The 20,136-nt window shown below is 59.2% G+C and carries 24 protein-coding genes; 9 read left to right on the plus strand and 15 right to left on the minus strand.

Annotation, left to right across the window (positions count from 1 at the left end):
• The first annotated feature begins 29 nt into the window (after positions 1-29).
• Together HU765_RS02565 and HU765_RS02570 are read left to right on the plus strand one after the other, a co-directional pair.
• Positions 30-452: a hypothetical protein gene (locus HU765_RS02565; protein WP_186546315.1), complete on the plus strand. Its 423-nt coding sequence runs from the start codon at positions 30-32 to the stop codon at positions 450-452.
• Between the two features lie 40 nt (positions 453-492).
• Positions 493-912, plus strand: a complete 420-nt coding sequence (locus HU765_RS02570; protein WP_186618914.1) for a hypothetical protein — start codon at positions 493-495, stop codon at positions 910-912.
• A 4-nt stretch (positions 913-916) separates the two neighbouring features.
• Here HU765_RS02570 and HU765_RS02575 read toward each other — a convergent pair whose 3' ends face one another.
• Positions 917-1,156 (minus strand): DUF1161 domain-containing protein, encoded by a 240-nt coding sequence (locus tag HU765_RS02575; RefSeq protein ID WP_186618915.1) that lies wholly within the window; start codon positions 1,154-1,156, stop codon positions 917-919.
• Positions 1,157-1,406: 250 nt separating this feature from the next.
• Positions 1,407-1,838 (minus strand): OsmC family protein, encoded by a 432-nt coding sequence (locus tag HU765_RS02580; RefSeq protein WP_016772308.1) that lies wholly within the window; start codon positions 1,836-1,838, stop codon positions 1,407-1,409.
• Between HU765_RS02580 and HU765_RS02585 the strand changes: the two genes are divergently transcribed.
• Together HU765_RS02585 and HU765_RS02590 are read left to right on the plus strand one after the other, a co-directional pair.
• Entirely contained in the window at positions 1,837-2,082 is a 246-nt protein-coding gene (locus tag HU765_RS02585) for a hypothetical protein (protein WP_186618916.1), read from the plus strand. The two genes, HU765_RS02580 and HU765_RS02585, sit on opposite strands and share 2 nt — an antisense overlap.
• Positions 2,079-3,080, plus strand: coding sequence for an LLM class flavin-dependent oxidoreductase (locus tag HU765_RS02590; RefSeq protein WP_186618917.1), 1,002 nt, complete (start codon positions 2,079-2,081; stop codon positions 3,078-3,080). Before HU765_RS02585 ends, HU765_RS02590 begins: the two co-directional genes overlap by 4 nt.
• Positions 3,081-3,242: 162 nt before the next feature.
• On the opposite strand, the gene HU765_RS02595 is transcribed toward HU765_RS02590, so the two are convergent.
• Together HU765_RS02595 and HU765_RS02600 are read right to left on the minus strand one after the other, a co-directional pair.
• Positions 3,243-3,467 (minus strand): DUF1161 domain-containing protein, encoded by a 225-nt coding sequence (locus tag HU765_RS02595; protein WP_186618918.1) that lies wholly within the window; start codon positions 3,465-3,467, stop codon positions 3,243-3,245.
• A gap of 126 nt (positions 3,468-3,593) precedes the next feature.
• The gene (locus tag HU765_RS02600) at positions 3,594-3,809 is read right to left on the minus strand and encodes a dodecin (protein WP_016772305.1); all 216 of its coding nucleotides are present in this window, start codon (positions 3,807-3,809) and stop codon (positions 3,594-3,596) included.
• Between the two features lie 156 nt (positions 3,810-3,965).
• Between HU765_RS02600 and HU765_RS02605 the strand changes: the two genes are divergently transcribed.
• On the plus strand, positions 3,966-4,292 hold the full coding sequence (locus HU765_RS02605) for a DUF883 family protein (RefSeq protein WP_007911686.1): 327 nt from the start codon (positions 3,966-3,968) through the stop codon (positions 4,290-4,292).
• On the opposite strand, the gene HU765_RS02610 is transcribed toward HU765_RS02605, so the two are convergent.
• The gene (locus tag HU765_RS02610; RefSeq protein ID WP_186618919.1) at positions 4,265-5,182 is read right to left on the minus strand and encodes a LysR family transcriptional regulator; all 918 of its coding nucleotides are present in this window, start codon (positions 5,180-5,182) and stop codon (positions 4,265-4,267) included. The genes HU765_RS02605 and HU765_RS02610 overlap by 28 nt on opposite strands.
• Positions 5,183-5,295: 113 nt before the next feature.
• Here HU765_RS02610 and trpB point away from each other — a divergent pair, with 113 nt between their 5' ends.
• Both trpB and trpA read left to right on the plus strand, forming a co-directional pair.
• Complete coding sequence (gene trpB, locus HU765_RS02615) at positions 5,296-6,528, plus strand: tryptophan synthase subunit beta (protein WP_186618920.1); 1,233 nt, start codon at positions 5,296-5,298, stop codon at positions 6,526-6,528.
• Entirely contained in the window at positions 6,528-7,337 is an 810-nt protein-coding gene (gene trpA, locus HU765_RS02620; protein WP_186618921.1) for a tryptophan synthase subunit alpha, read from the plus strand. The genes trpB and trpA overlap by 1 nt, the downstream gene beginning before the upstream one ends.
• Before the next feature lie 57 nt (positions 7,338-7,394).
• Here the strand turns inward: trpA and HU765_RS02625 are convergent, their stop codons facing one another.
• From HU765_RS02625 to HU765_RS02670, 10 genes are all read right to left on the minus strand, one after another.
• A complete protein-coding gene (locus tag HU765_RS02625; protein ID WP_186618922.1) occupies positions 7,395-9,356 on the minus strand; it encodes a DUF4105 domain-containing protein in 1,962 nt (653 codons plus the stop codon).
• On the minus strand, positions 9,353-9,673 hold the full coding sequence (locus tag HU765_RS02630) for a DUF2388 domain-containing protein (protein WP_186546325.1): 321 nt from the start codon (positions 9,671-9,673) through the stop codon (positions 9,353-9,355). The genes HU765_RS02625 and HU765_RS02630 overlap by 4 nt, the downstream gene beginning before the upstream one ends.
• A gap of 27 nt (positions 9,674-9,700) precedes the next feature.
• Positions 9,701-10,018 carry a DUF2388 domain-containing protein gene (locus HU765_RS02635; RefSeq protein ID WP_186618923.1) on the minus strand — a complete coding sequence of 106 codons (318 nt, stop codon included), beginning with the start codon at positions 10,016-10,018 and terminating at the stop codon, positions 9,701-9,703.
• A gap of 106 nt (positions 10,019-10,124) precedes the next feature.
• Positions 10,125-10,442 carry a DUF2388 domain-containing protein gene (locus HU765_RS02640; protein WP_186618924.1) on the minus strand — a complete coding sequence of 106 codons (318 nt, stop codon included), beginning with the start codon at positions 10,440-10,442 and terminating at the stop codon, positions 10,125-10,127.
• 331 nt (positions 10,443-10,773) lie between these two features.
• Positions 10,774-10,989: a DUF1127 domain-containing protein gene (locus HU765_RS02645; protein ID WP_008081135.1), complete on the minus strand. Its 216-nt coding sequence runs from the start codon at positions 10,987-10,989 to the stop codon at positions 10,774-10,776.
• Between the two features lie 320 nt (positions 10,990-11,309).
• Complete coding sequence (locus tag HU765_RS02650) at positions 11,310-12,803, minus strand: acetyl-CoA hydrolase/transferase family protein (RefSeq protein WP_186618925.1); 1,494 nt, start codon at positions 12,801-12,803, stop codon at positions 11,310-11,312.
• A gap of 213 nt (positions 12,804-13,016) precedes the next feature.
• Positions 13,017-14,450 carry an NAD(P)(+) transhydrogenase (Re/Si-specific) subunit beta gene (locus HU765_RS02655; protein ID WP_186618926.1) on the minus strand — a complete coding sequence of 478 codons (1,434 nt, stop codon included), beginning with the start codon at positions 14,448-14,450 and terminating at the stop codon, positions 13,017-13,019.
• Positions 14,447-14,770 (minus strand): NAD(P) transhydrogenase subunit alpha, encoded by a 324-nt coding sequence (locus HU765_RS02660; RefSeq protein ID WP_003170836.1) that lies wholly within the window; start codon positions 14,768-14,770, stop codon positions 14,447-14,449. The genes HU765_RS02655 and HU765_RS02660 overlap by 4 nt, the downstream gene beginning before the upstream one ends.
• A 15-nt stretch (positions 14,771-14,785) precedes the next feature.
• Positions 14,786-15,907, minus strand: coding sequence for a Re/Si-specific NAD(P)(+) transhydrogenase subunit alpha (locus HU765_RS02665; RefSeq protein ID WP_186618927.1), 1,122 nt, complete (start codon positions 15,905-15,907; stop codon positions 14,786-14,788).
• A 434-nt stretch (positions 15,908-16,341) separates the two neighbouring features.
• The gene (locus HU765_RS02670) at positions 16,342-17,241 is read right to left on the minus strand and encodes a LysR family transcriptional regulator (RefSeq protein ID WP_186618928.1); all 900 of its coding nucleotides are present in this window, start codon (positions 17,239-17,241) and stop codon (positions 16,342-16,344) included.
• Positions 17,242-17,399: 158 nt separating this feature from the next.
• On the opposite strand from HU765_RS02670, the gene HU765_RS02675 reads away from it, so the two are divergent.
• Positions 17,400-18,581, plus strand: a complete 1,182-nt coding sequence (locus HU765_RS02675; RefSeq protein ID WP_186618929.1) for an acyl-CoA dehydrogenase — start codon at positions 17,400-17,402, stop codon at positions 18,579-18,581.
• A gap of 14 nt (positions 18,582-18,595) precedes the next feature.
• Entirely contained in the window at positions 18,596-19,816 is a 1,221-nt protein-coding gene (locus tag HU765_RS02680; RefSeq protein ID WP_186618930.1) for a CaiB/BaiF CoA-transferase family protein, read from the plus strand.
• Positions 19,817-20,136: the final 320 nt, after the last annotated feature.

Genomic DNA, 20,136 nt, shown 5'->3' on the forward strand with positions numbered 1-20,136 from the left:
AAGACTATCCCGCCTTTAGGAGCACCGCTATGCGCATGTTAATGCTGACAGGAAGCCTGCTGATGCTGGCCGGTTGTGCCAATTTTGGCATGCCCGATCCGGACCCTTCGCAAGCCTGGATCGATCTCGATGCCCGGCAACCGGACACGGCGCTGCAAGCGCTGCAAGTCGATGCCAGACAGGCCATCGACAAACGTTATTTCGAAGTGCAGCCCGGCAGTCATGAGTTGAAGGTGCGTTATCAATTCCCGGTGGAGGCGACCAACATAGGCCCCGATGCCGAAACATTGTGGCGCGATTGTCAGTTGAGCGTGAAATTCAAGGAGTTCAACGCCGGCCAGCGTTATCAACTGCAGGCTGGCAGCATCGGCTTCCGGCCATGGGCCAAGCTCTATGATGAACAGCGCAAAGTCGTCGGTCAGGGCACGCCGGCGGGCTGCCAGAGCAGCTGATCGGCGCTATGCTGGTGATTCAGAACTGTGGATATCCGTCATGCGTAGGTTGCCGCTGTTGCTCATCGCCAGTCTTGTCGCCGGTTGTCAGGCGCCGTTACCGGCCGTCGACCCGCAAATGGCCTGGGTCGAATTCTCGACGCCAAGCCCCGGCGGCAAGCTGTTGATGGCCGAACGTCTCGATAACCAGCGATTGCGCGACGGCCGTTTTTTTCAGGTAACGCCCGGTAGCCATGAGTTGCGGGTGCGTTTCGACTTCGAAGTGTTTGGCGGCGGTGGCAGTCTGATGACCGGCCCGGTAGAGCGTCTGTGTTACCTGACGATCCGTTACGACCACTTCGAGGCCGGTCAGCGTTATCTGCTGGAAGGGCGCTCGTTGGCGTTCACCCCAAGCGCACGCTTGTACAACGCCAAGCGCGAGATCGTTGCTGAAGACCGGGAATTCAACTGCATCATCTAGCGGTTCAGTTGCCGTTTTTCTGGTAGATGATTCGCTTTGTGCCGTTTTCACACGAACCGACGATCATGGCCTCGTCGTGCTGTTTCGCTTCCTCAGCGGTGATGATTTCCAAGGTATACGACGGAATGGCTTTCGCCTGAATCTTGATTTCGATTTCTTTTCTGAGCTCTTCGCAGTCCTTGGGGGCTGCGATAGCGGACATGGCCAGTGCACTGCAGAGAATCGCCAAGCCAATACGTTTCATCAGTGAAGCTCCTTGAGGCAGCGCGCACGGGCGTGCGCTGAAGCTGCTGTCGATTATTCGACCACATTTTCATCGAGCGGGTTCTGACTTTGCTCACACCTTGCGATGTGCGTGATGTTCAGATTGCTATCGCGAGCAGGCTCACTCCTACAGGGGATCGCATTTATCCAGTTGGAATGCGATCCCCTGTAGGAGTGAGCCTGCTCGCGATAGCGCCAGACCAGCAAACACCAGACCAGCAAACGCCAAATCAGCTGACCAGCGAAGCCTCCAGCGTAATCTTCGCGTTCAGCACCTTGGAAACCGGGCACCCTTCCTTGGCCTTGTTGCTCAACTCCTCAAACTGCTGCTGAGTCGCGCCCGGGATCTTCGCCTTGAGAATCAGCTTCACTGCGGTGATCGCGAAGCCGCCATCGACCTGATCGAGGGTCACTTCAGCGTTGGTGTCGATGCTGTCCGCCTTCAGGCCGGCGTCGCCAAGAATCATCGAAAACGCCATGGAGAAGCAGCCGGCGTGGGCCGCGCCGATCAGTTCTTCGGGGTTGGTGCCCTTGCCGCCTTCAAAGCGCGCCTTGAAGCCGTAGGGGGCTTCTCTGAGGACGCCGGTTTCGGTGGAAATCGAGCCGAGACCGGTTTTCAGGTCGCCTTCCCAATGCGCGGATGCCTTTTTCACGATAGCCATGTCTGCCTCCTCAAATGTGGCGCGCAACGCCGCGCCGTCGTGGTTGTTGCATGCAAGGCTTCTGAGGATAGACGGCGGAACAAAGTTCAGCCTGGCTGAATCGTTGACTTTTTTAGTAGGAAATTTCTTTGCTGCTATTGAATCTCGGGTATATGCCCTTATTGCACAAAACACGCTTATGGATCTGGCAGGTTTTCGTTCGCAAGAAAAGCCTGCCTCCTCACCCGGAGATGCAGGCTTATGAAACAACTGTCCGACGTAAAATTTTCTACCCTCGATCTGGTGCCGGTGCGCGAGAACGGCAGCCCGGCGCAGTCACTGCGCAATTCGCTGGACTTGGCACAGCATGTCGAGAAACTCGGTTACACCCGCTTCTGGGTCGCTGAACACCACAACATGGACGGCATCGCCAGTTCGGCGACATCTGTACTGCTGGGTTATCTGGCAGGCGGCACCTCGTCGATTCGGGTCGGCTCCGGCGGCGTCATGCTGCCCAACCATGCGCCGTTGGTGATTGCCGAGCAGTTCGGCACCCTGGAAAGCCTGTACCCGGGACGGATTGATCTGGGCCTGGGCCGTGCGCCCGGCTCCGACCAGATGACCGCCCGCGCCTTGCGCCGCGAACGCTCCGGCAGCGCTGACGATTTTCCTGAAGATGTCGCCGAACTAGTGCGTTATCTCGGCCCGCGCACCCCGGATCAGCGCGTGATCGCAATGCCCGGCACTGGCACCAACGTGCCGATCTGGCTGCTCGGTTCCAGCCTGTTCAGTGCCCAGCTGGCGGGCGAGCGTGGTCTGCCTTACGCCTTCGCTTCGCACTTCGCGCCACGCTTCATGCACGAGGCGATCCGCGTCTATCGCAACCACTTCAAGCCATCGGCGGTACTCGACCAGCCCTACGTGATGCTTGGTGTGCCGCTGGTAGCAGCGGATACCGACGAACAGGCCGATTACCTGGCGACATCGGTGTACCAGCGCATCCTTGCGCTGATGCGCGGGCAAAGCCTGGTGCAGCGCCCACCGGTGAAAACCATGGACGGCCTGTGGTTGCCCCACGAACGGGAAGCCGTCGGTGATTTCCTCGGCCTGGCAATGGTCGGCGGCCCGCAGAAGATCCGCGCCAAGCTGGAGGTGCTGATTGAGCAGACACAGGCGGATGAGCTGATTTTTACCTGTGATCTGTATGAGCATGCCGACCGCCTGCACTCCTACGAGCTGCTGGCGCAGGTCATGAAGGGTTAATGCGTTCTCCTGTAGGAGTGAGCCTGCTCGCGATAGCGGTGTAATAGTCACAAATGCTGCGACTGAAAAAATGCCATCGCGAGCAGGCTCACTCCTACAAAGAAAAATCATGTGCACAAAAAAGCCGACGCATCCGCGTCGGCTTTTGTATTTCAGGCGCAATCAACCGCGCTTGTAGACGATTTCCTTGCTGCCACCTTCGCAGGTCCCGACAACTTCGGCGTCAGCCGCCGCGCCCTTATCGACAACCTCCAGCGAATAGCCGGAAACACCTTTGGCGTCGAGCTTCGCCGCGATCTCGGCTTTCAGCTCTTCACAAGGCTTGCCGGCTGCAAACGCACCACCGGCAAGGCTCAACAAACCTACTGCCAACATGATCTTCTTCATCGGTTGCACTCCTGGTCGGATTGAAAAAGGCGCGCATCGAGACCTCGCCCGATACGCTCACCTATAGCGCTTTGCCATTCCCTATGGCACTCCGCCAGCGCGCAAGTTCAGAAGACCGGACCAAACTCAGCTGGCGGCGATCTTGAAACCGACTTTCAACGTCACCTGAAAATGTGCCACCTGGCCGTTTTCGATATGACCCCGGGTCTCGGTCACTTCAAACCACTCCAGGTTGCGCAGGGTTTTATTGGCTTCGGCCAAGGCGTTGTTGATGGCGTCTTCGATGCTGGTGGTCGACGAACCGACCAGCTCGACTTTCTTGTAGGTGTGATGGTCACTCATGGCGATCTCCTTGGCGTGTGGAATTGAGACTAGCAGTGAATCGTTCTGTTGATTTCGGCGGCGTTGCGCTGCCGAAGTTCAGATTTTCTGCACTTTCTCGAAGCGGCGAAGTCCCAACCAACACACGCCACTCATCACCAATGCAGGAGAGCCACCATGGCCAACACCTCTTTACGTAAAGCCTCGTTGCAAAGCATGGAAGCCGAGATCGAGAGTCTGCTCAAATCGTTGGAAAGCTTGAAAGACGATGCTTCGGACGAGTCGCGCAAGACCCTCAAGGCGCTGAAAAGCAATGCTGAAAGTGCGCTGAAGCACTCGCGTCACCTGCTCAGCGACGCTTATGAAGAAGTCAAAGTGAAAACCCGCGAGACCGGCATCGCGACCCGCGACTACGCGCAGGAGCATCCGTGGACCACCGCCGGCGTGGCGGTCGGTGCAATCGGTCTGCTGGCGGCTTATTTGCTGTTCAAGCGCGGCGAGTGATCCGTCTGGCGCAGCTCGTTCTTGAGCCATTGCGCCAGTTGCCGGGCGCGCCCGTCTGCGGCGCGCTTGGGTAGCCACAACGCCAGTTGCGCCGGGGTTTCGCAAAAGCCCCACGGTGCAACGAGGCGCCCGGCCTTCAAATCTTCAGTCACCAGCGGTTCCGGCGCGATGGCCACGCCCAGACCAGCCACCGCAGCCTCCAGCAAGTAATACAAATGCTCGAATCCTTGCCCAAGCTTCAACGCCTTGGCGTCGAGGGCGTATTGCTGCGCCCAGCTTGGCCAGGCTTGCGGGCGCGACGTCGTGTGCAGCAGCGGTTCTTTGAGCAATGCCGAAGCGGGCGCTGTGCGCAAGCGTTGATAGCCACTGAACAACGGACTCATCACTGGGCCGATGCGCTCTGCCGCCAGCTCGTAAACCTGCATGTCTGCCGGCCACGGCGGTTCGGCGAACAGCAACAAAGCATCCAGCCCGGGCCGACGCGGATCGAGATCACCCTCACCGGCCGACAAGTGCAGGCGCAAGTCCGGCAGGTCGGCATTCAGACGTCCCAAGCGCGGAATAAACCAGCGCGCCAGCAGGCTTCCGGAACAGCCGAGCACGAACGGCGCATCGGCGGTACTTTGCGTCAGTTCGGCGCAAACACTGCGCAACCGATCAAACGCTTCGCCGCTGGCATCGCGCAAACGTAGCCCGGCATCTGTGAGTTTCAAGCCGCGGCCGTCCTTGACGAACAAACTGACGCCGAGGTGTTCTTCCAGCACTTTCAGATGGCGGCTGACAGCCCCATGGGTAACGTGCAGCTGCTCGGCCGCCCGACTGACGCTGTTCAGGCGGGCAGTGGCCTCGAAGGCGCGCAGGGCATTCAACGGGGGCAGGTCGTGGCTCATGATATCTGTGAGTTTTCCTGACAGGTTGTGGCGATCTTATCGGTTTTCAGGGCGCAGTGTCAGGGGTAGAGTGGACCTCATTGTCTTTTGACCGAATTCACCTGGAGCGACCCATGACCCAGACTTCGAACACCTCTGATCTGCGTAACGGCCCTGACGCCAACGGCCTGTTCGGCGCGTTTGGTGGTCGCTACGTGGCAGAAACCCTGATGCCGTTGATCCTTGATCTGGCCCGCGAATACGAAGCGGCCAAGGAAGATCCGGCCTTCAAAGAAGAATTGGCCTACTTCCAGCGTGATTACGTCGGACGTCCGAGCCCACTGTATTTCGCCGAACGCCTGACCGAGTTCTGCGGTGGCGCCAAGATTTACCTCAAGCGTGAAGAGCTGAACCATACCGGCGCGCACAAGATCAACAACTGCATCGGCCAGATCCTGCTGGCGCGGCGCATGGGCAAGAAACGCATCATCGCCGAGACCGGCGCCGGCATGCACGGCGTGGCCACTGCCACCGTCGCTGCGCGTTTCGGTCTCGATTGCGTGATCTACATGGGCACCACCGACATCGAACGTCAGCAGGCCAACGTCTTTCGCATGAAGCTGCTGGGCGCCGAAGTGATCCCGGTAGTCGCTGGCACCGGCACTCTGAAAGACGCAATGAACGAAGCCCTGCGTGACTGGGTGACCAACGTCGACAACACCTTCTACCTGATCGGCACCGTGGCCGGTCCGCACCCGTACCCGGCGATGGTCCGCGACTTCCAGGCCGTGATCGGCAAAGAAACCCGCGACCAGTTGCAAGCTCAGGAAGGTCGTCTGCCAGACAGTCTGGTAGCGTGCATCGGCGGTGGCTCCAACGCCATGGGCCTGTTCCACCCGTTCCTCGATGACAAGAGCGTTGAAATCATCGGCGTCGAAGCAGCCGGTTACGGCATCGAAACCGGCAAGCACGCGGCCAGCCTCAACGGCGGTGTTCCGGGCGTGCTGCACGGCAATCGGACTTTCCTGCTGCAGGACGACGATGGCCAGATTATCGACGCTCATTCGATTTCCGCCGGCCTCGACTATCCGGGCATCGGTCCTGAACACGCCTGGTTGCACGACATCGGCCGCGTCCAGTACACCTCGGTGACCGACGACGAAGCGCTCGAAGCGTTCCACAAATGCTGCCGCCTGGAAGGGATCATTCCTGCCCTGGAAAGCGCCCACGCCCTGGCTGAAGTGTTCAAGCGCGCACCGAAGCTGCCGAAGGATCACCTGATGGTGGTCAACCTGTCCGGGCGTGGCGACAAAGACATGCAGACCGTCATGCACCATATGGAACAATCGCAGCAGGAGAAACACTGATGAGCCGCCTGCAAACCCGCTTTGCCGACCTCAAGGAACAGAACCGCGCCGCACTGGTGACCTTCGTGACCGCTGGCGATCCTGACTACGACACCTCGCTGGCGATCCTCAAAGGCTTGCCGGCGGCAGGCGCCGACGTGATTGAACTGGGTATGCCGTTTACCGATCCGATGGCCGACGGCCCGGCCATCCAGTTGGCCAACATTCGTGCGCTGGGCGCCAAGCAGAACCTGGCGAAAACTCTGCAAATGGTTCGCGAGTTCCGTGAAGGCAACAGCGACACGCCGCTGGTGTTGATGGGCTATTTCAACCCGATCCACAAATTCGGCGTCGAGCGCTTCATTGCTGAGGCCAAAGACGCCGGCGTCGATGGCCTGATCGTGGTCGACATGCCGCCGGAGCACAACGAAGAGCTGTGCGACCCGGCGCAGGCGGCCGGCCTGGACTTCATTCGCCTGACCACGCCGACCACCGACGACGCGCGTTTACCGCGCGTGCTCAACGGCAGTTCCGGTTTTGTCTACTACGTGTCGGTTGCGGGCGTGACCGGCGCGGGTGCGGCGACGCTGGAGCATGTCGAAGAAGCGGTTGCACGTCTGCGTCGGCACACCGATCTGCCGATCAGCATTGGTTTCGGTATTCGCACGCCGGAGCAAGCCGCGGCGATCGCGCGTCTGGCGGACGGTGTGGTGGTGGGCTCGGCGCTGATCGATCACATCGCCAGTGCCGATACGCCTGAGCAGGCGATCGACGGTGTGTTGAGCCTGTGTTCGGCGCTGTCACAAGGCGTGCGCAAGGCTCGCGGCTAAGCGCTCAAAGAATAAACAAAAAGGCTTCAGAACCGTGTTCTGAAGCCTTTTTGTTTTTCAGGGCAATTGCAGTCCGCCCGAAGCCTTGTGCAATTTGCGCAGATGCTCGCCAATCTGCTTCACGTTGGCCTCGCTGGCGGCAATCTCGGCGGCACGCTTGGGTTCGAGCAGCTTGCGCACTTCGGTATCGAGATCGCCGGACAGGGCCAGCAGCTTCTTCTGCCGCTGACTGCTTTCTGCTTCCAGCCGGTCAAACTCGCTTGGCTGCGGTAATCCATAACCTTTTGAGTCGAGCAGCTCCGCCGGACGGCTTAGGAAACCGCTGTTGGCGAGGATCTGCTGCAAGGTGGCGTTGGCTTTATCCATGCCGCCATTCTCCAGTTCGCGCGCGCCGAGGTAGCGCTGTTTGACCTCGTCTTGCGCGAGCAGCAACTGCTGACGGAAACTGGCCTGCTCCAATAGCAGCAGCGCCGCACTGGTACGCAGGTCGGCTCGTTCGAACCATTCGCGGCGTTCCTCTGCTGTCAACGAAAGCCAGTCCTCGACGGTGGTCTGCTTGATCGGCAATTGTTTCTTCAGCACATCGAACATCGCTTGATAGCGGTCGCGGAACGAGTCGAAGCGATAACCCAGACGCAGCGCTTCTTTCGGATCGTCGAGCACGCTGGTGTCGGCCAATCCTCGGCCCTTGAGCACTTCGAGCAAGCCATTGGGCATGATGCTGTCGAGACCGACCAGTTGCGCGTTGTTACTGCCGCTGCGCAACAGTTTCAAACCTTCCACCGCGCAGTTGTTAGAGAGGAAAAAATAGTTGCCGTCGTAGCTCCAGTGCATCTCGGCGGCGTGTTCGACGACGCCTTCAATTTCCTCGCGGGACAGCTTCAGCGGCACGGAGGCGAGGCTGCGCAATTCGGTCTTGGTGTATTCGTCGATCACTTGTGCCAACGGCAATACAAACAGGCGCGAGGGGTATTTGCCAACCAGTCCGTCCCAGCTCGACAGCTGCACGTCGCCAACGAAGGCGCGGTACGACAACACCAGATGCTGATCGAGGTCGAGGCGGCAATCCGGGCCACGCGGGCGGCCCGGGGCGCAGATGACCAGGCGCAACATGCTGTGGCCCCAGCGGCTGACCCAGTTCTGATTCGCCTCAGCCAGCAGGTAATCGACGGCATAGACGCGTTCCGGATCGACGCGCCCCAAGGGCTGCCTGGCGAAGTCATTGCCCGCATTCAAAAAGGCGAAGCTCTTGCTGCAGGTGTCCTTGGCCGATGGCGCCCAGCCGAAGTGGTCCTTGTAGTAGCGATACAGCGCCGGGCGGCGGCAGGCGTAGCTCGGGTCGAGGAGGAAGTACTCCATGTTGACCGCGACGAATTCCTTGGGGCTGGAAATTTCGTACAGATCAGGGCTGCGGGCGATCTGCCGGTTGTGTTGTTCACGCTCGCCGCGACGACCGACATATTGCTGCCAGCCGGCAAGGTCAAGCAGGCGCGGGTCGTCACTGAGGGTGAAGCGACGGCCATTCTGTCCGCGACACTCATCGGGAATGCCGATCAGTCCTGCGCTATCGAAACGCCGGGTGCAGCGTTGGATCAGCGTGCGTTCGGCGCCCGGCCATAAGCGCGCGCGGTCATAAATATGAGTGATTTCGTGCAGCACCGTGGCGAGCAGTTCCTGACGCACAGTGCCGTGGGGGCGATTGGTCTTTGCTTTGGCGGCGCTGCCGTCGGTGAGTCCGGGCAGCAACTTGCGGTTCAGGTCGAGCTCGGCAACCAGCGTCGCCTGCCCGTAAGCATTGGCGGGCATGTCGTCGGTCCAGCCGACATCAATGCGCCGGTCCAGCCGCTCGATGAAGCTCGGCGGCAGCTTCTGCAGGGCCTCATCGATCAGCGCCTGGCTGGCCTGTTGTTGAGCCGGACTCAGACCCTCGGTCTTGAGCCGCAATTGCAGGCCGGCGTGGGCGCTGTTGCCAAGCAGCAACAACGCCCCGGCCAGCAGCCAGGCACCCATGGACCTCACAGTGCGAGGATGGCTTCGGCAAGTACCTGATCGCTGGCATCACGCGCTTCCGGCACGCGGGTACGCAGGGTATTGAGCGCGGCTTCGAGGTGAGCACCGCGGATGTCGCCGTTGCTGGCAACGAAACTGGCGGCGTCGTCATGGGCTTCGCGGATGATTTTCGAATCGCGGATGGACGTGGTGGTGTCAGAGGTGAAATCGATGGTGCGCTGGGAGGCACGAACGATGATGTTACTGGTGGCTACCAGGGTTTGCGCCTGGGCCACGTCGGCCAACAAAAACAGGCCAAGGGCGGCAGCAATCAGCGGGCTACGCATGGAACGACTCCGGAAGGACAAGGATAACTATTGGACGAGAATTGCCTCGGCCAGTTCAAGGTCGCTGGCATGAAGTTTTGGCCGGGTCTTGCGCAGATAATGCAGCGCGGACTCCAGCCGGGCACCTCGCCATTCACCGTCACTGGCAACGAATACCGCCGCGTCATCGTGAGCGGCGAGCAGCAGTTTACGGTCGAACGGTGCAGAAGACACCATGCTGGTGGCGTAACCGCTGACAACGGTGCCTTGGGTCGACGCATTGAAGGCATCGAAGGCGCTGGCAGGCGTTGTCCAGCAGACAATCAATACAGCAGAAGGGAACAGCAAATTCGAAAGAAAACGCATGAGACTCGGTAATGGTTGGCGAGCTCAAAGGCTAGCGCAATGCCCGGGCCAGAGCCAGCGTTGAAACATCGGGACACGAGCGAAGTGTCCCGATCAGTTCCGTCGCTTAGATCGTCAGGATGGCCTGAGCCAACTGGGCGTCGGTGGCCTGCAGCTGTGGCGCCTGGTGGCGAATGTGGTCCAGCGCGCTTTCCAGCTTCACGCCACGGATCTCGCCTTCGCTGGCGACGAAGCTGGCGGCGTCGTCACGAGCGGCCAGGACGATCTTGTCGTCACGAAAGGAGGACGTCACATCCGACGTGGCGTCGGAAGACGCCTTCAGAGCGCCGACGAGGGAGTCGGTGGTCACGATGAAGCTGGTAGCGCTGGCATTGGTAGCCATAGCCAGCAGGGCAGCGGCACTGAGCAGACGAAGACGGGTCATGGTGTAACTCCTTTGGATAAACCGTAGTGAGAGGTGGCTCGGTATCTGAGGAGTCAGACGCCAGTTGCTTAACGTTCGCCACGTACTGTGTGGATATTAGGCTGACGGGCGCGGTTCGCCCAGTGATGGCAACCTTTGCAGGCGCCTTTTTCACAACTGTTATGGTGATTGTCTGTGTTGATAAAACTGTAACGGTAGACCGCAAATCGGCACGCCAGACACGCCGCAGTCCAAAACGACAAAACCCGACGTGGTTTCCCACGACGGGTTTTGTTTTATTCAATTCGGGTTGCTGGCGGTGGGTCTTGGCGACCAGAGCCAGCGACGCTACTTAGCGCCAGAACGGCTTGCTCAGCTCTTCGTAGCGTTGTGCTTCGCTGATACCGGCGTCAGCCAGCAGACGCGAATCCAGGCGAGCCAGTTGATGGCGACTGGAGATGCGGCGCTGCCACAACATCAGGTTGGCGAGAACGCGCAGAGGCAGGGAAGCCTGGGTGTTTACAGCTTTGTCTTCGAAGAACAGTTCGGAACTGAGTGTACGTTCCATGGTTGACATCCTTCCGCTTGTGGCGGGATCAGGTAGTGGTTTGACTGGTGCCCATGATCCTCCTGTTTGCCTAGTCTCTCTAGATACAGTTCAGCTGTATTGTGAGTGACCAGTTAACTGTTTATAGGCGGTGTACGGGTCAAAATCGAGCAAACTGTACCTGTCCGCACTAATTCGGTGCGTTTATACCCGATTCAGCCCAAATCGTAATCCGTTATCGTAGGAATCGACCGGTACAGCAGTACAGTTTTTGCAGGAAGTGATGTGTGCGAAAGTCCATCGGCACACACTGCGTGTACGCCGATGGTTTATCTGTGCGATTACACCGCGAGCATGCGTCCGGTTTCTTCCAGATTGATATGCCAGCTCAAGGCTTCACGCAGGATGTGTGGCGTGTGCCCACCAATGGCACAGGCTGCGGTGAAGTAGTCATTCAGCGCCTGGCGGAAATCCGGATGCACACAGTTGTCGATAATCACACGGGCACGTTCGCGCGGTGCCAGGCCGCGCAGGTCGGCCAGACCGACCTCGGTCACCAGAATGTCGACGTCATGTTCGGTGTGGTCAACGTGGCTGACCATCGGCACCACGCTGGAAATTGCGCCGCCCTTGGCAATCGATTTGGTCACAAACACCGCCAGATGCGCGTTGCGCGCGAAATCGCCGGAGCCGCCGATGCCGTTCATCATCCGCGTGCCGCAGACATGGGTGGAGTTGACGTTGCCGTAGATGTCGAATTCCAGCGCGGTGTTGATGCCGATGATTCCCAGGCGGCGCACCACTTCCGGGTGGTTGGAGATCTCTTGCGGACGCAATACCAGCTTGTCCTTGTACTTCTCCAGATTGCCGAACACGTCGCTGTTGCGTCGTTCCGACAGGGTGATCGAGCTGCCCGAGGCAAAGCTCAGCTTGCCAGCATCGATCAGGTCGAAGGTCGAGTCTTGCAGCACTTCGGAGTACATGGTCAGGTCTTCGAACGGCGAGTCGATCAAGCCGCACATCACCGCGTTGGCAATATTGCCGATCCCGGCCTGCAGAGGGCCCAACTTGTTGGTCATTCGCCCGGCGTCGACTTCCTGCTTGAAAAAGGTGATCAGATGTTCAGCGATGGCGTTGGTATCAACGTCCGGTGTCGACACCGTGGACGGCGAGTCCGCCTGCTGGGTGATGACAATGGCAACGATTTTTTCCGGCGGGATCGGTATCGCCGTGCTGCCGATACGGTCGTCTACTTTTACCAGCGGGATCGGCGTCCGCGTCGGGCGGTACGTCGGTATATAAATGTCGTGCAGGCCTTCGAGGTTGGCGTTATGCGCCAGGTTGATTTCGACAATCACCTGTTTGGCGAAGATCGCGAAGCTGGCCGAGTTGCCTACCGAAGTGGTCGGCACGATGTGGCCCTGTTCAGTGATGGCGACGGCTTCGATGACGGCGATGTCCGGCAGCTTCAGCTGCTGATTGCGCAGTTGCTCGACAGTCTCCGACAGGTGCTGATCGATGAACATCACCTCGCCGGCGTTGATCGCCTTGCGCAGGGTGCTGTCGACCTGAAACGGCATGCGTCGTGACAGTACGCCGGCTTCGGTCAATTGCTTGTCGAGGTCGTTGCCCAGGCTGGCACCCGTCATCAAGCTGATCTTCAGCGGCGTGACCTTGGCGCGCTCGGCCAGTGCGTGCGGGACGGCTTTGGCTTCGCCGGCACGGGTGAAGCCGCTCATGCCGACGGTCATGCCGTCCTCAATCAGAGCAGCGGCGTCGGCGGCGCTCATCACTTTGTCCAACAACGAAGGCAGGCGAATACGGTCACGGTACATGAATGATTTCTCGGGCAGCGAGTAGCAGGATGCGCAGTCTAGTGAATTTGCCGGGCGCCTGTCCCGCTACCAAGGTCGCAAATGAGGCGTCTATTTAGCGGCTTTCAAGTAAAACACCGTTACCGGATCGGCAACAACGCGGCAAATTGTCCAGCGCTTTGCGCAAACTAAAACGCCCCGACAAGTCGGGGCGTTCGTTATCGCTGCGGGGGATTACTCGACAGCTTTAACCATGTCTTCGATGACTTTCTTCGCGTCGCCGAAGACCATCATGGTCTTGTCGAGGTAGAACAGTTCGTTGTCCAGGCCGGCATAGCCGCTGGCCATCGAACGCTTGTTGACGATGATGGTCTTGGCCTTGAACGCTTCAAGGATCGGCATGCCGGCAATCGGCGACTTCGGATCGTTCTTCGCGGCCGGGTTGACCACGTCGTTCGCACCGAGCACCAACACCACGTCGGCCTGGCCGAATTCGGAGTTGATATCCTCCATCTCGAACACTTGGTCGTAAGGCACTTCGGCCTCGGCGAGCAATACGTTCATGTGCCCGGGCATCCGACCTGCCACTGGGTGGATCGCGTACTTCACGGTCACGCCGCGATGGGTCAGCTTCTCGGTCAGTTCCTTCAGGGCATGTTGTGCGCGAGCCACCGCCAGGCCGTAACCCGGCACGATAATCACGGTGTCGGCGTTGGTCAGCAGGAAGGTCGCGTCGTCAGCCGAACCGGATTTCACCGGACGTGCTTCTTTCGCGCCGGCCGGACCGGCATCGGCGGTGTTGCCGAAACCACCCAGCAGCACATTAAAGAAGGAACGGTTCATCGCCTTGCACATGATGTACGAGAGGATCGCACCGCTCGAACCCACCAAGGAGCCTGCAATGATCAACATCGAGTTGTTCAGCGAGAAGCCGATACCCGCTGCCGCCCAGCCCGAATAGCTGTTGAGCATCGACACGACGACCGGCATGTCGGCGCCGCCGATCGGGATGATGATCAGCACGCCCATCACGAACGCCAGCGCGAGCATCAGCGCAAACGCGGTGAGGTTGCCGGTGAACATGAAGGTCAGGCCGAGTGCCAGCGTTGCCAGTCCCAGTACGGCGTTCAGCTTGTGCTGACCGCTGAACTGTACCGGTGCGCCCTGGAACAGGCGGAACTTGTACTTGCCCGAAAGCTTGCCAAAGGCAATTACCGAACCGGAGAAGGTGATGGCACCGATCGCGGCGCCGAGGAACAGCTCCAGACGGTTACCCGCCGGGATCGCATCGCCCAGCTGTTTGACGATGCCCAGCGATTGCGGCTCGACCACCGCTGCAATAGCGATGAACACCGCGGCCAGACCGATCATGCTGTGCATGAACGCGACCAGCTCCGGCATCTTGGTCATTTCAACGCGCTTGGCCATGATCGAGCCGGCAGTGCCGCCGACCAGCAGGCCGACGAAGACATAGCCAATGCCGGCAGTCGCAAGCTCTGCGCCCAGCTTATAGATGAGGCCAACCGTGGTGATGATGGCCAGCGCCATGCCGAGCATGCCGAACAGGTTGCCGCGCCGCGAGGTGGTCGGGTGCGACAAGCCTTTAAGGGCCTGGATAAAGCAGATCGACGCGATCAGGTAGAGCGTCGTGACGAGATTCATGCTCATGACGATGGCGCCTCTTCTTTTACTTTCGGGGCTTTCTTCTTGAACATCTCAAGCATGCGGCGGGTGACCAGAAAGCCACCAAAAACGTTGACCGCCGCGAGTGCCACGGCGAGCGTGCCCATGGTTTTGCCCAGAGGCGTGACCGTCAGCGCCGCAGCCAGCATGGCGCCTACGATGACAATCGCGGAAATCGCGTTGGTCACTGCCATCAACGGCGTGTGCAGCGCAGGTGTAACGTTCCAGACCACGTGATAACCGACATAAATCGCCAGCACGAAGATGATCAGGTTGTAGATACCGGGGGAGATAAGCTCTTCCATCGTCTGAATCCCTGCTTAGGCGTTTTTGCGGATGACTTGGCCGTCGCGGCACATCAGGCACGCGGCGACGATGTCGTCTTCGAGGTTGACGTCGAACTGGCCTTCCTTGGTGAACACCAGCTTGAGGAAGTCCAGCAGATTGCGTGCGTACAGTGCCGAGGCGTCTGCAGCGACTTCGCCGGCCAGATTGGTCGGGCCGCAAATGGTCACGCCGTTTTCGACCACGACCTGATCAGCCACGGTCAGCGGGCAGTTGCCACCCTGAGCGGCAGCGAGGTCGATAACCACCGAACCCGGCTTCATCTGCGCCACGGTGTCTGCGCTCAACAGCGTTGGAGCCTTGCGGCCCGGGATCAATGCGGTGGTGATGACAATGTCAGCCTGTTTCGCGCGTTCGTGAACGGCCTGGGCCTGGCGCTGCATCCAGCTCGCTGGCATCGGCCGCGCATAACCGCCGACACCGACGGCGCACTCGCGCTCTTCATCGGTCTCGTAAGGCACGTCAACGAATTTCGCGCCGAGGGACTCGATCTGTTCTTTCACCGCTGGACGCACGTCAGACGCTTCAATCACTGCTCCCAGACGTTTTGCCGTGGCAATCGCCTGCAACCCGGCCACGCCCGCGCCGAGAATCAGCACCCGCGCCGCTTTAACCGTGCCCGCGGCAGTCATCAGCATCGGCATGAAACGCGGATAGTAGTGCGCGGCCAGCAACACCGCTTTGTAACCAGCAATGTTCGCCTGCGATGACAACACATCGAGACTCTGCGCCCGCGAAGTGCGTGGTGCCGCTTCGAGGGCAAACGCGGTAATACCGCGCTCGGCCATTTTCGCGAGGGTTTCGTTGTTGAACGGATTGAGCATGCCCACCAGCACCGTTCCGCGCTTGATCAGCGTCAGTTCGGCATCGCTTGGGGCGACCACCTTGAGAATCAGCTCGGCGCCAAACGCATCGTTGGCACTGCCAATGGTTGCGCCTGCCGCTTCATAGGCACTGTCGACGATGCTGGCTTTGACGCCTGCACCGGTTTGCACAGTGACCTTATGACCTTGGCTGATCAGCTTTTTAATGGTTTCCGGGGTTGCAGCAACCCGCGTTTCACCGGTCTGGGTTTCGAGAGGAACACCAATGTGCACGTCAAATCTCCTGCGTGATCTTATTGAGTAAACCCAGGCACTGCGGATGGTGCGACTGGGGCGGCCGATCAGCACGATCCCGCCAAAACAGGGCGGGGCGCGGCATTTTGCAGGCGAACTTTATGCCCTTCAAGGGATTATGACGGGTGACGGAAAATTAACTACAAGTCATGCCGTGACCGAATGTCGCAGATGGCCAGTTGAATCCCTTGCAGACCCTGCCCTGTAAGGATTCTGGCTGAAGATGGAAAAATTTCTCATCGGTGGCGTGAATAGGCAGTAATGCGTCGCCAATGGAGGCTCAAAGCCACGTACTTAGGCGCTTCTGGGACGTCTGTACGACTTTCGGATACAGTCAGCGAAATTGCGACAAATAGTTATATCTGTAGTGCTTTCTGTTTTCTGACTACGCAGTTAGGAAGTGCTGTATGCCCTTATTCCTCTAGGCTGTAGCTATGTGCCTGATTCACCAACCAGTCGCGAAATGCCTTGAGCGACGCCGATTCGACCTTTCGCTCGGGAATCATCAAGTAATAAGCCTTTATGCTCGCGAGCGTCCGGGAGTTAGCAACCACCAAGCGTTTCTCAGCCAGTTCGCGCTGAATCAGGAAGGGGGGAATTAACGCAATCCCCATGTCGTGCATCGCGGCTTGGGCGAGCATGGAGAATAGCTCGTAGCGCGGGCCTGTCATGTCTCGAGGGATGTTCAGTTGTTGTGAATTGAACCACTGACGCCAGGCATACGGGCGAGTGGTCTGTTGCAACAGTGGCAATTCTGCGATGGCTTGAGCTGTCAGTTGCTCTTGGTTTTGAAGCAGGGCGGGGCTGCACACCGGCATCGGATTTTCGCCCATCAACCGGTGGGACTCGGTACCGGACCAATCGGCGTCGCCAAAGTAGATCGCAGCGTCGAATTCGGTATCGGCAAACAGGAAGGGCCGGGTGCGGTTGGTCAGGTTAACGGTGACTTCCGGGTGCTTGAGCTGGAAGTCCTTGAGCCGTGGCAGTAGCCATTGCGTGCCGAACGTAGGCACTACGGCAAGTTCGATCACGTTGGTGCCTTGCTGGCCCATCACTGAAAGGGTGTCGCGTTCGACGGCATCCAGCTGGGTCGCGACACGACGGCTGTAGGACAGGCCCGCTTCGGTCAGCTTTACGCCGCGCCGCGAACGTCGGAACAGTTCCACTCCGAGAAACTCCTCGAGGCTGGCGATCTGTCGGCAAATCGCGCCCTGAGTCAGCGAAAGTTCTTCGGCGGCCCTGGTAAAGCTCTCGTGGCGTGCGGCGGCTTCGAAGCTGATCAGGGCGGCAGTGCTGGGAATCTTTCTGCGCATGTACGTTAACCTCACTGATGCGTCGGTAAAATTGGAGTCTCCGCCGTTTCGGAGTGAGAAATTAGCACAACAGCATGCGAAATCCTCGTTTGCCGCCAACAAGAACCGCGCCTAGGATCAATGCCACGTTAATTCAACCGATTTGCGAGGACACACCCATGGGCGGTAAAGCGAGTTTCAACTGGATCGATCCCCTGCTGCTGGATCAACAGCTCACTGAAGAAGAGCGCATGATCCGCGACACCGCCGAGCAGTTCGCTCAACAGAGCCTCGCACCGCGTGTCCTCGAAGCTTTCCGGCATGAGAAAACCGACCCGGCAATCTTCCGTGAAATGGGCGAAGTCGGCCTGTTGGGCGCGACCATTCCTGAGCAGTACGGCGGCAGCGGCTTGAATTACGTCAGCTACGGCTTGATCGCTCGCGAAGTAGAGCGCGTTGACTCCGGCTACCGTTCGATGATGAGCGTGCAGTCTTCGCTGGTGATGGTGCCGATCAACGAATTCGGTACCGAAGCGCAGAAGCAGAAGTACCTGCCGAAACTGGCCTCCGGCGAGTGGATCGGCTGCTTCGGCCTGACCGAGCCGAATCACGGTTCCGATCCCGGCGCCATGATTAGCCGCGCACGTAAAGTCGACGGCGGCTACAGCCTGACTGGCGCAAAGATGTGGATCACCAACAGTCCGATCGCCGATGTCTTCGTGGTCTGGGCCAAAGACGATGCCGGCGACATCCGCGGCTTCGTCCTGGAGAAAGGCTGGAAAGGCCTGAGCGCGCCGGCGATTCATGGCAAGGTCGGCCTGCGGGCGTCGATCACCGGTGAAATTGTGATGGACAACGTGTTCGTGCCGGAAGAGAACATTTTCCCCGACGTGCGTGGCCTGAAAGGGCCGTTCACCTGCCTTAACTCTGCGCGCTATGGCATTTCCTGGGGGGCATTGGGCGCTGCCGAATTCTGCTGGCACACCGCGCGCCAGTACACTCTGGATCGCCAGCAGTTCGGTCGCCCTTTGGCCGCTACGCAATTGGTCCAGAAGAAGCTGGCCGACATGCAAACTGAGATCACGCTGGCCCTGCAGGGCTGCCTGCGTCTGGGGCGCATGAAGGATGAAGGCACCGCTGCGGTCGAAATCACTTCGATCATGAAGCGCAACTCGTGCGGCAAGTCGCTGGACATCGCCCGTATGGCTCGCGACATGCTCGGTGGCAACGGCATCTCTGACGAGTTCGGCGTGGCCCGTCACTTGGTCAACCTTGAGGTGGTGAACACCTATGAAGGTACTCACGACGTTCATGCCTTGATCCTCGGGCGGGCGCAAACCGGTCTGCAGGCGTTCTATTAATAGGAGAGCGGACCATGGGCGCGCTGTCGCATCTGCGGGTACTGGATTTATCGCGAGTGCTGGCCGGGCCGTGGGCCGGGCAGATCCTCGCTGACCTTGGCGCCGAGGTGATCAAGGTCGAGCGCCCCGGCAATGGTGATGACACGCGTGCCTGGGGGCCGCCCTTCCTTAAAGATGCGTATGGCGAGAATACGTCCGAGGCGGCGTATTACCTTTCGGCGAACCGCAACAAGCAATCGGTGACCATCGATTTCACACGTCCCGAAGGGCAGAAACTGGTGCGGGACCTCGCGGCGAAGTCGGACATTCTTATCGAGAACTTCAAGGTCGGCGGTCTGGCGGCGTACGGGCTGGACTATGAATCGCTGAAAGCGATCAACCCGAATCTTATCTATTGTTCCATCACCGGCTTCGGCCAGACCGGACCGTATGCAAAGCGTGCCGGCTATGACTTCATGATCCAGGGGCTGGGCGGCTTGATGAGCCTGACCGGCCGGCCCGATGACGATGAAGGGGCTGGTCCGGTGAAGGTTGGGGTGGCGTTGACGGATATCCTGACGGGGCTGTATTCGACGGTGGCGATTCTGGCGGCGTTGGCCCATCGGGACCATGATGGCGGTGGTCAGCATATCGATATGGCATTGCTCGATGTGCAGGTCGCCTGTCTGGCCAACCAGGCCATGAACTACCTGACCACAGGTAATGCGCCAAAGCGTCTGGGTAATGCGCATCCGAATATCGTGCCTTATCAGGATTTTCCTACGGCTGATGGCGACTTCATCCTCACCGTGGGTAACGACGGGCAGTTCCGCAAGTTTGCCGAAGTGGCGGGGCAGCCGCAGTGGGCGGATGATCCGCGCTTCGCGACGAACAAGCTGCGAGTGGCGAACCGCGCAGTGTTGATTCCATTGATCCGCCAGGCCACGGTCTTCAAGACCACGGCCGAGTGGGTAGCCCGGTTGGAGCAAGCGGGTGTGCCCTGTGGGCCGATCAATGATTTGTCGCAGGTATTTGAAGACGCGCAGGTGAAGGCACGCGGTCTGGCTATCGAGCTGCCGCACGCGCTCGCCGGATTGGTGCCTCAAGTGGCCAGCCCGATTCGGCTGTCAGAGACGCCTGTCGAGTATCGTCATGCTCCTCCTTTATTAGGCGAGCACACGTTGGAAGTTTTGCAGCGGGTGCTGGGTCTCAGTGCGGGTGCGGTGGCTGAGCTTAAGGGCGCTGGGGTGCTCTAAGATCTCCTTCTATATAGAAGGCGCTGGTTTTTCCTCATATTCGACGGCGAATTGTCTGTTTTTTAGCCAATCTGCAAGTTATTGAAAGAAAAGCGAAATTAACGGTTGACGGCAGATTCTGGAAGTCTATAATTCGCCCCACTTCTGGCGCAGTCGAAACGGAAAACTCCTTGAGATTCAAAGAGTTACGCAGTTTTCGACAGCGACTTGCTTCAGATCATCGAAGCCTGGAGGGAGTTGGAATCGCAGTGATGTATGGCGCTTTCAACGGTTCGATCTTCTCGGTCGAAAGCGGTGTAAAAGAGGTGTTGACAACAGCG

The organism is Pseudomonas sp. SWRI81 (assembly GCF_014268545.1).
Lineage (GTDB): Bacteria > Pseudomonadota > Gammaproteobacteria > Pseudomonadales > Pseudomonadaceae > Aquipseudomonas > Aquipseudomonas hamedanensis.

What these genes read in the sequence shown, in the direction of transcription:
- HU765_RS02565 (WP_186546315.1), top strand. Translation starts at nt 30, where the DNA reads ATGCGCATGTTAATGCTGACAGGAAGCCTGCTGATGCTGGCCGGTTGT.
- HU765_RS02570 (WP_186618914.1), top strand. Translation starts at nt 493, where the DNA reads ATGCGTAGGTTGCCGCTGTTGCTCATCGCCAGTCTTGTCGCCGGTTGT.
- HU765_RS02575 (WP_186618915.1), bottom strand. Translation starts at nt 1,156, where the DNA reads ATGAAACGTATTGGCTTGGCGATTCTCTGCAGTGCACTGGCCATGTCC.
- HU765_RS02585 (WP_186618916.1), top strand. Translation starts at nt 1,837, where the DNA reads ATGTCTGCCTCCTCAAATGTGGCGCGCAACGCCGCGCCGTCGTGGTTG.
- HU765_RS02580 (WP_016772308.1), bottom strand. Translation starts at nt 1,838, where the DNA reads ATGGCTATCGTGAAAAAGGCATCCGCGCATTGGGAAGGCGACCTGAAA.
- HU765_RS02590 (WP_186618917.1), top strand. Translation starts at nt 2,079, where the DNA reads ATGAAACAACTGTCCGACGTAAAATTTTCTACCCTCGATCTGGTGCCG.
- HU765_RS02595 (WP_186618918.1), bottom strand. Translation starts at nt 3,467, where the DNA reads ATGAAGAAGATCATGTTGGCAGTAGGTTTGTTGAGCCTTGCCGGTGGT.
- HU765_RS02600 (WP_016772305.1), bottom strand. Translation starts at nt 3,809, where the DNA reads ATGAGTGACCATCACACCTACAAGAAAGTCGAGCTGGTCGGTTCGTCG.
- HU765_RS02605 (WP_007911686.1), top strand. Translation starts at nt 3,966, where the DNA reads ATGGCCAACACCTCTTTACGTAAAGCCTCGTTGCAAAGCATGGAAGCC.
- HU765_RS02610 (WP_186618919.1), bottom strand. Translation starts at nt 5,182, where the DNA reads ATGAGCCACGACCTGCCCCCGTTGAATGCCCTGCGCGCCTTCGAGGCC.
- trpB (WP_186618920.1), top strand. Translation starts at nt 5,296, where the DNA reads ATGACCCAGACTTCGAACACCTCTGATCTGCGTAACGGCCCTGACGCC.
- trpA (WP_186618921.1), top strand. Translation starts at nt 6,528, where the DNA reads ATGAGCCGCCTGCAAACCCGCTTTGCCGACCTCAAGGAACAGAACCGC.
- HU765_RS02630 (WP_186546325.1), bottom strand. Translation starts at nt 9,673, where the DNA reads ATGCGTAGCCCGCTGATTGCTGCCGCCCTTGGCCTGTTTTTGTTGGCC.
- HU765_RS02635 (WP_186618923.1), bottom strand. Translation starts at nt 10,018, where the DNA reads ATGCGTTTTCTTTCGAATTTGCTGTTCCCTTCTGCTGTATTGATTGTC.
- HU765_RS02640 (WP_186618924.1), bottom strand. Translation starts at nt 10,442, where the DNA reads ATGACCCGTCTTCGTCTGCTCAGTGCCGCTGCCCTGCTGGCTATGGCT.
- HU765_RS02645 (WP_008081135.1), bottom strand. Translation starts at nt 10,989, where the DNA reads ATGGAACGTACACTCAGTTCCGAACTGTTCTTCGAAGACAAAGCTGTA.
- HU765_RS02650 (WP_186618925.1), bottom strand. Translation starts at nt 12,803, where the DNA reads ATGTACCGTGACCGTATTCGCCTGCCTTCGTTGTTGGACAAAGTGATG.
- HU765_RS02655 (WP_186618926.1), bottom strand. Translation starts at nt 14,450, where the DNA reads ATGAGCATGAATCTCGTCACGACGCTCTACCTGATCGCGTCGATCTGC.
- HU765_RS02660 (WP_003170836.1), bottom strand. Translation starts at nt 14,770, where the DNA reads ATGGAAGAGCTTATCTCCCCCGGTATCTACAACCTGATCATCTTCGTG.
- HU765_RS02670 (WP_186618928.1), bottom strand. Translation starts at nt 17,241, where the DNA reads ATGCGCAGAAAGATTCCCAGCACTGCCGCCCTGATCAGCTTCGAAGCC.
- HU765_RS02675 (WP_186618929.1), top strand. Translation starts at nt 17,400, where the DNA reads ATGGGCGGTAAAGCGAGTTTCAACTGGATCGATCCCCTGCTGCTGGAT.
- HU765_RS02680 (WP_186618930.1), top strand. Translation starts at nt 18,596, where the DNA reads ATGGGCGCGCTGTCGCATCTGCGGGTACTGGATTTATCGCGAGTGCTG.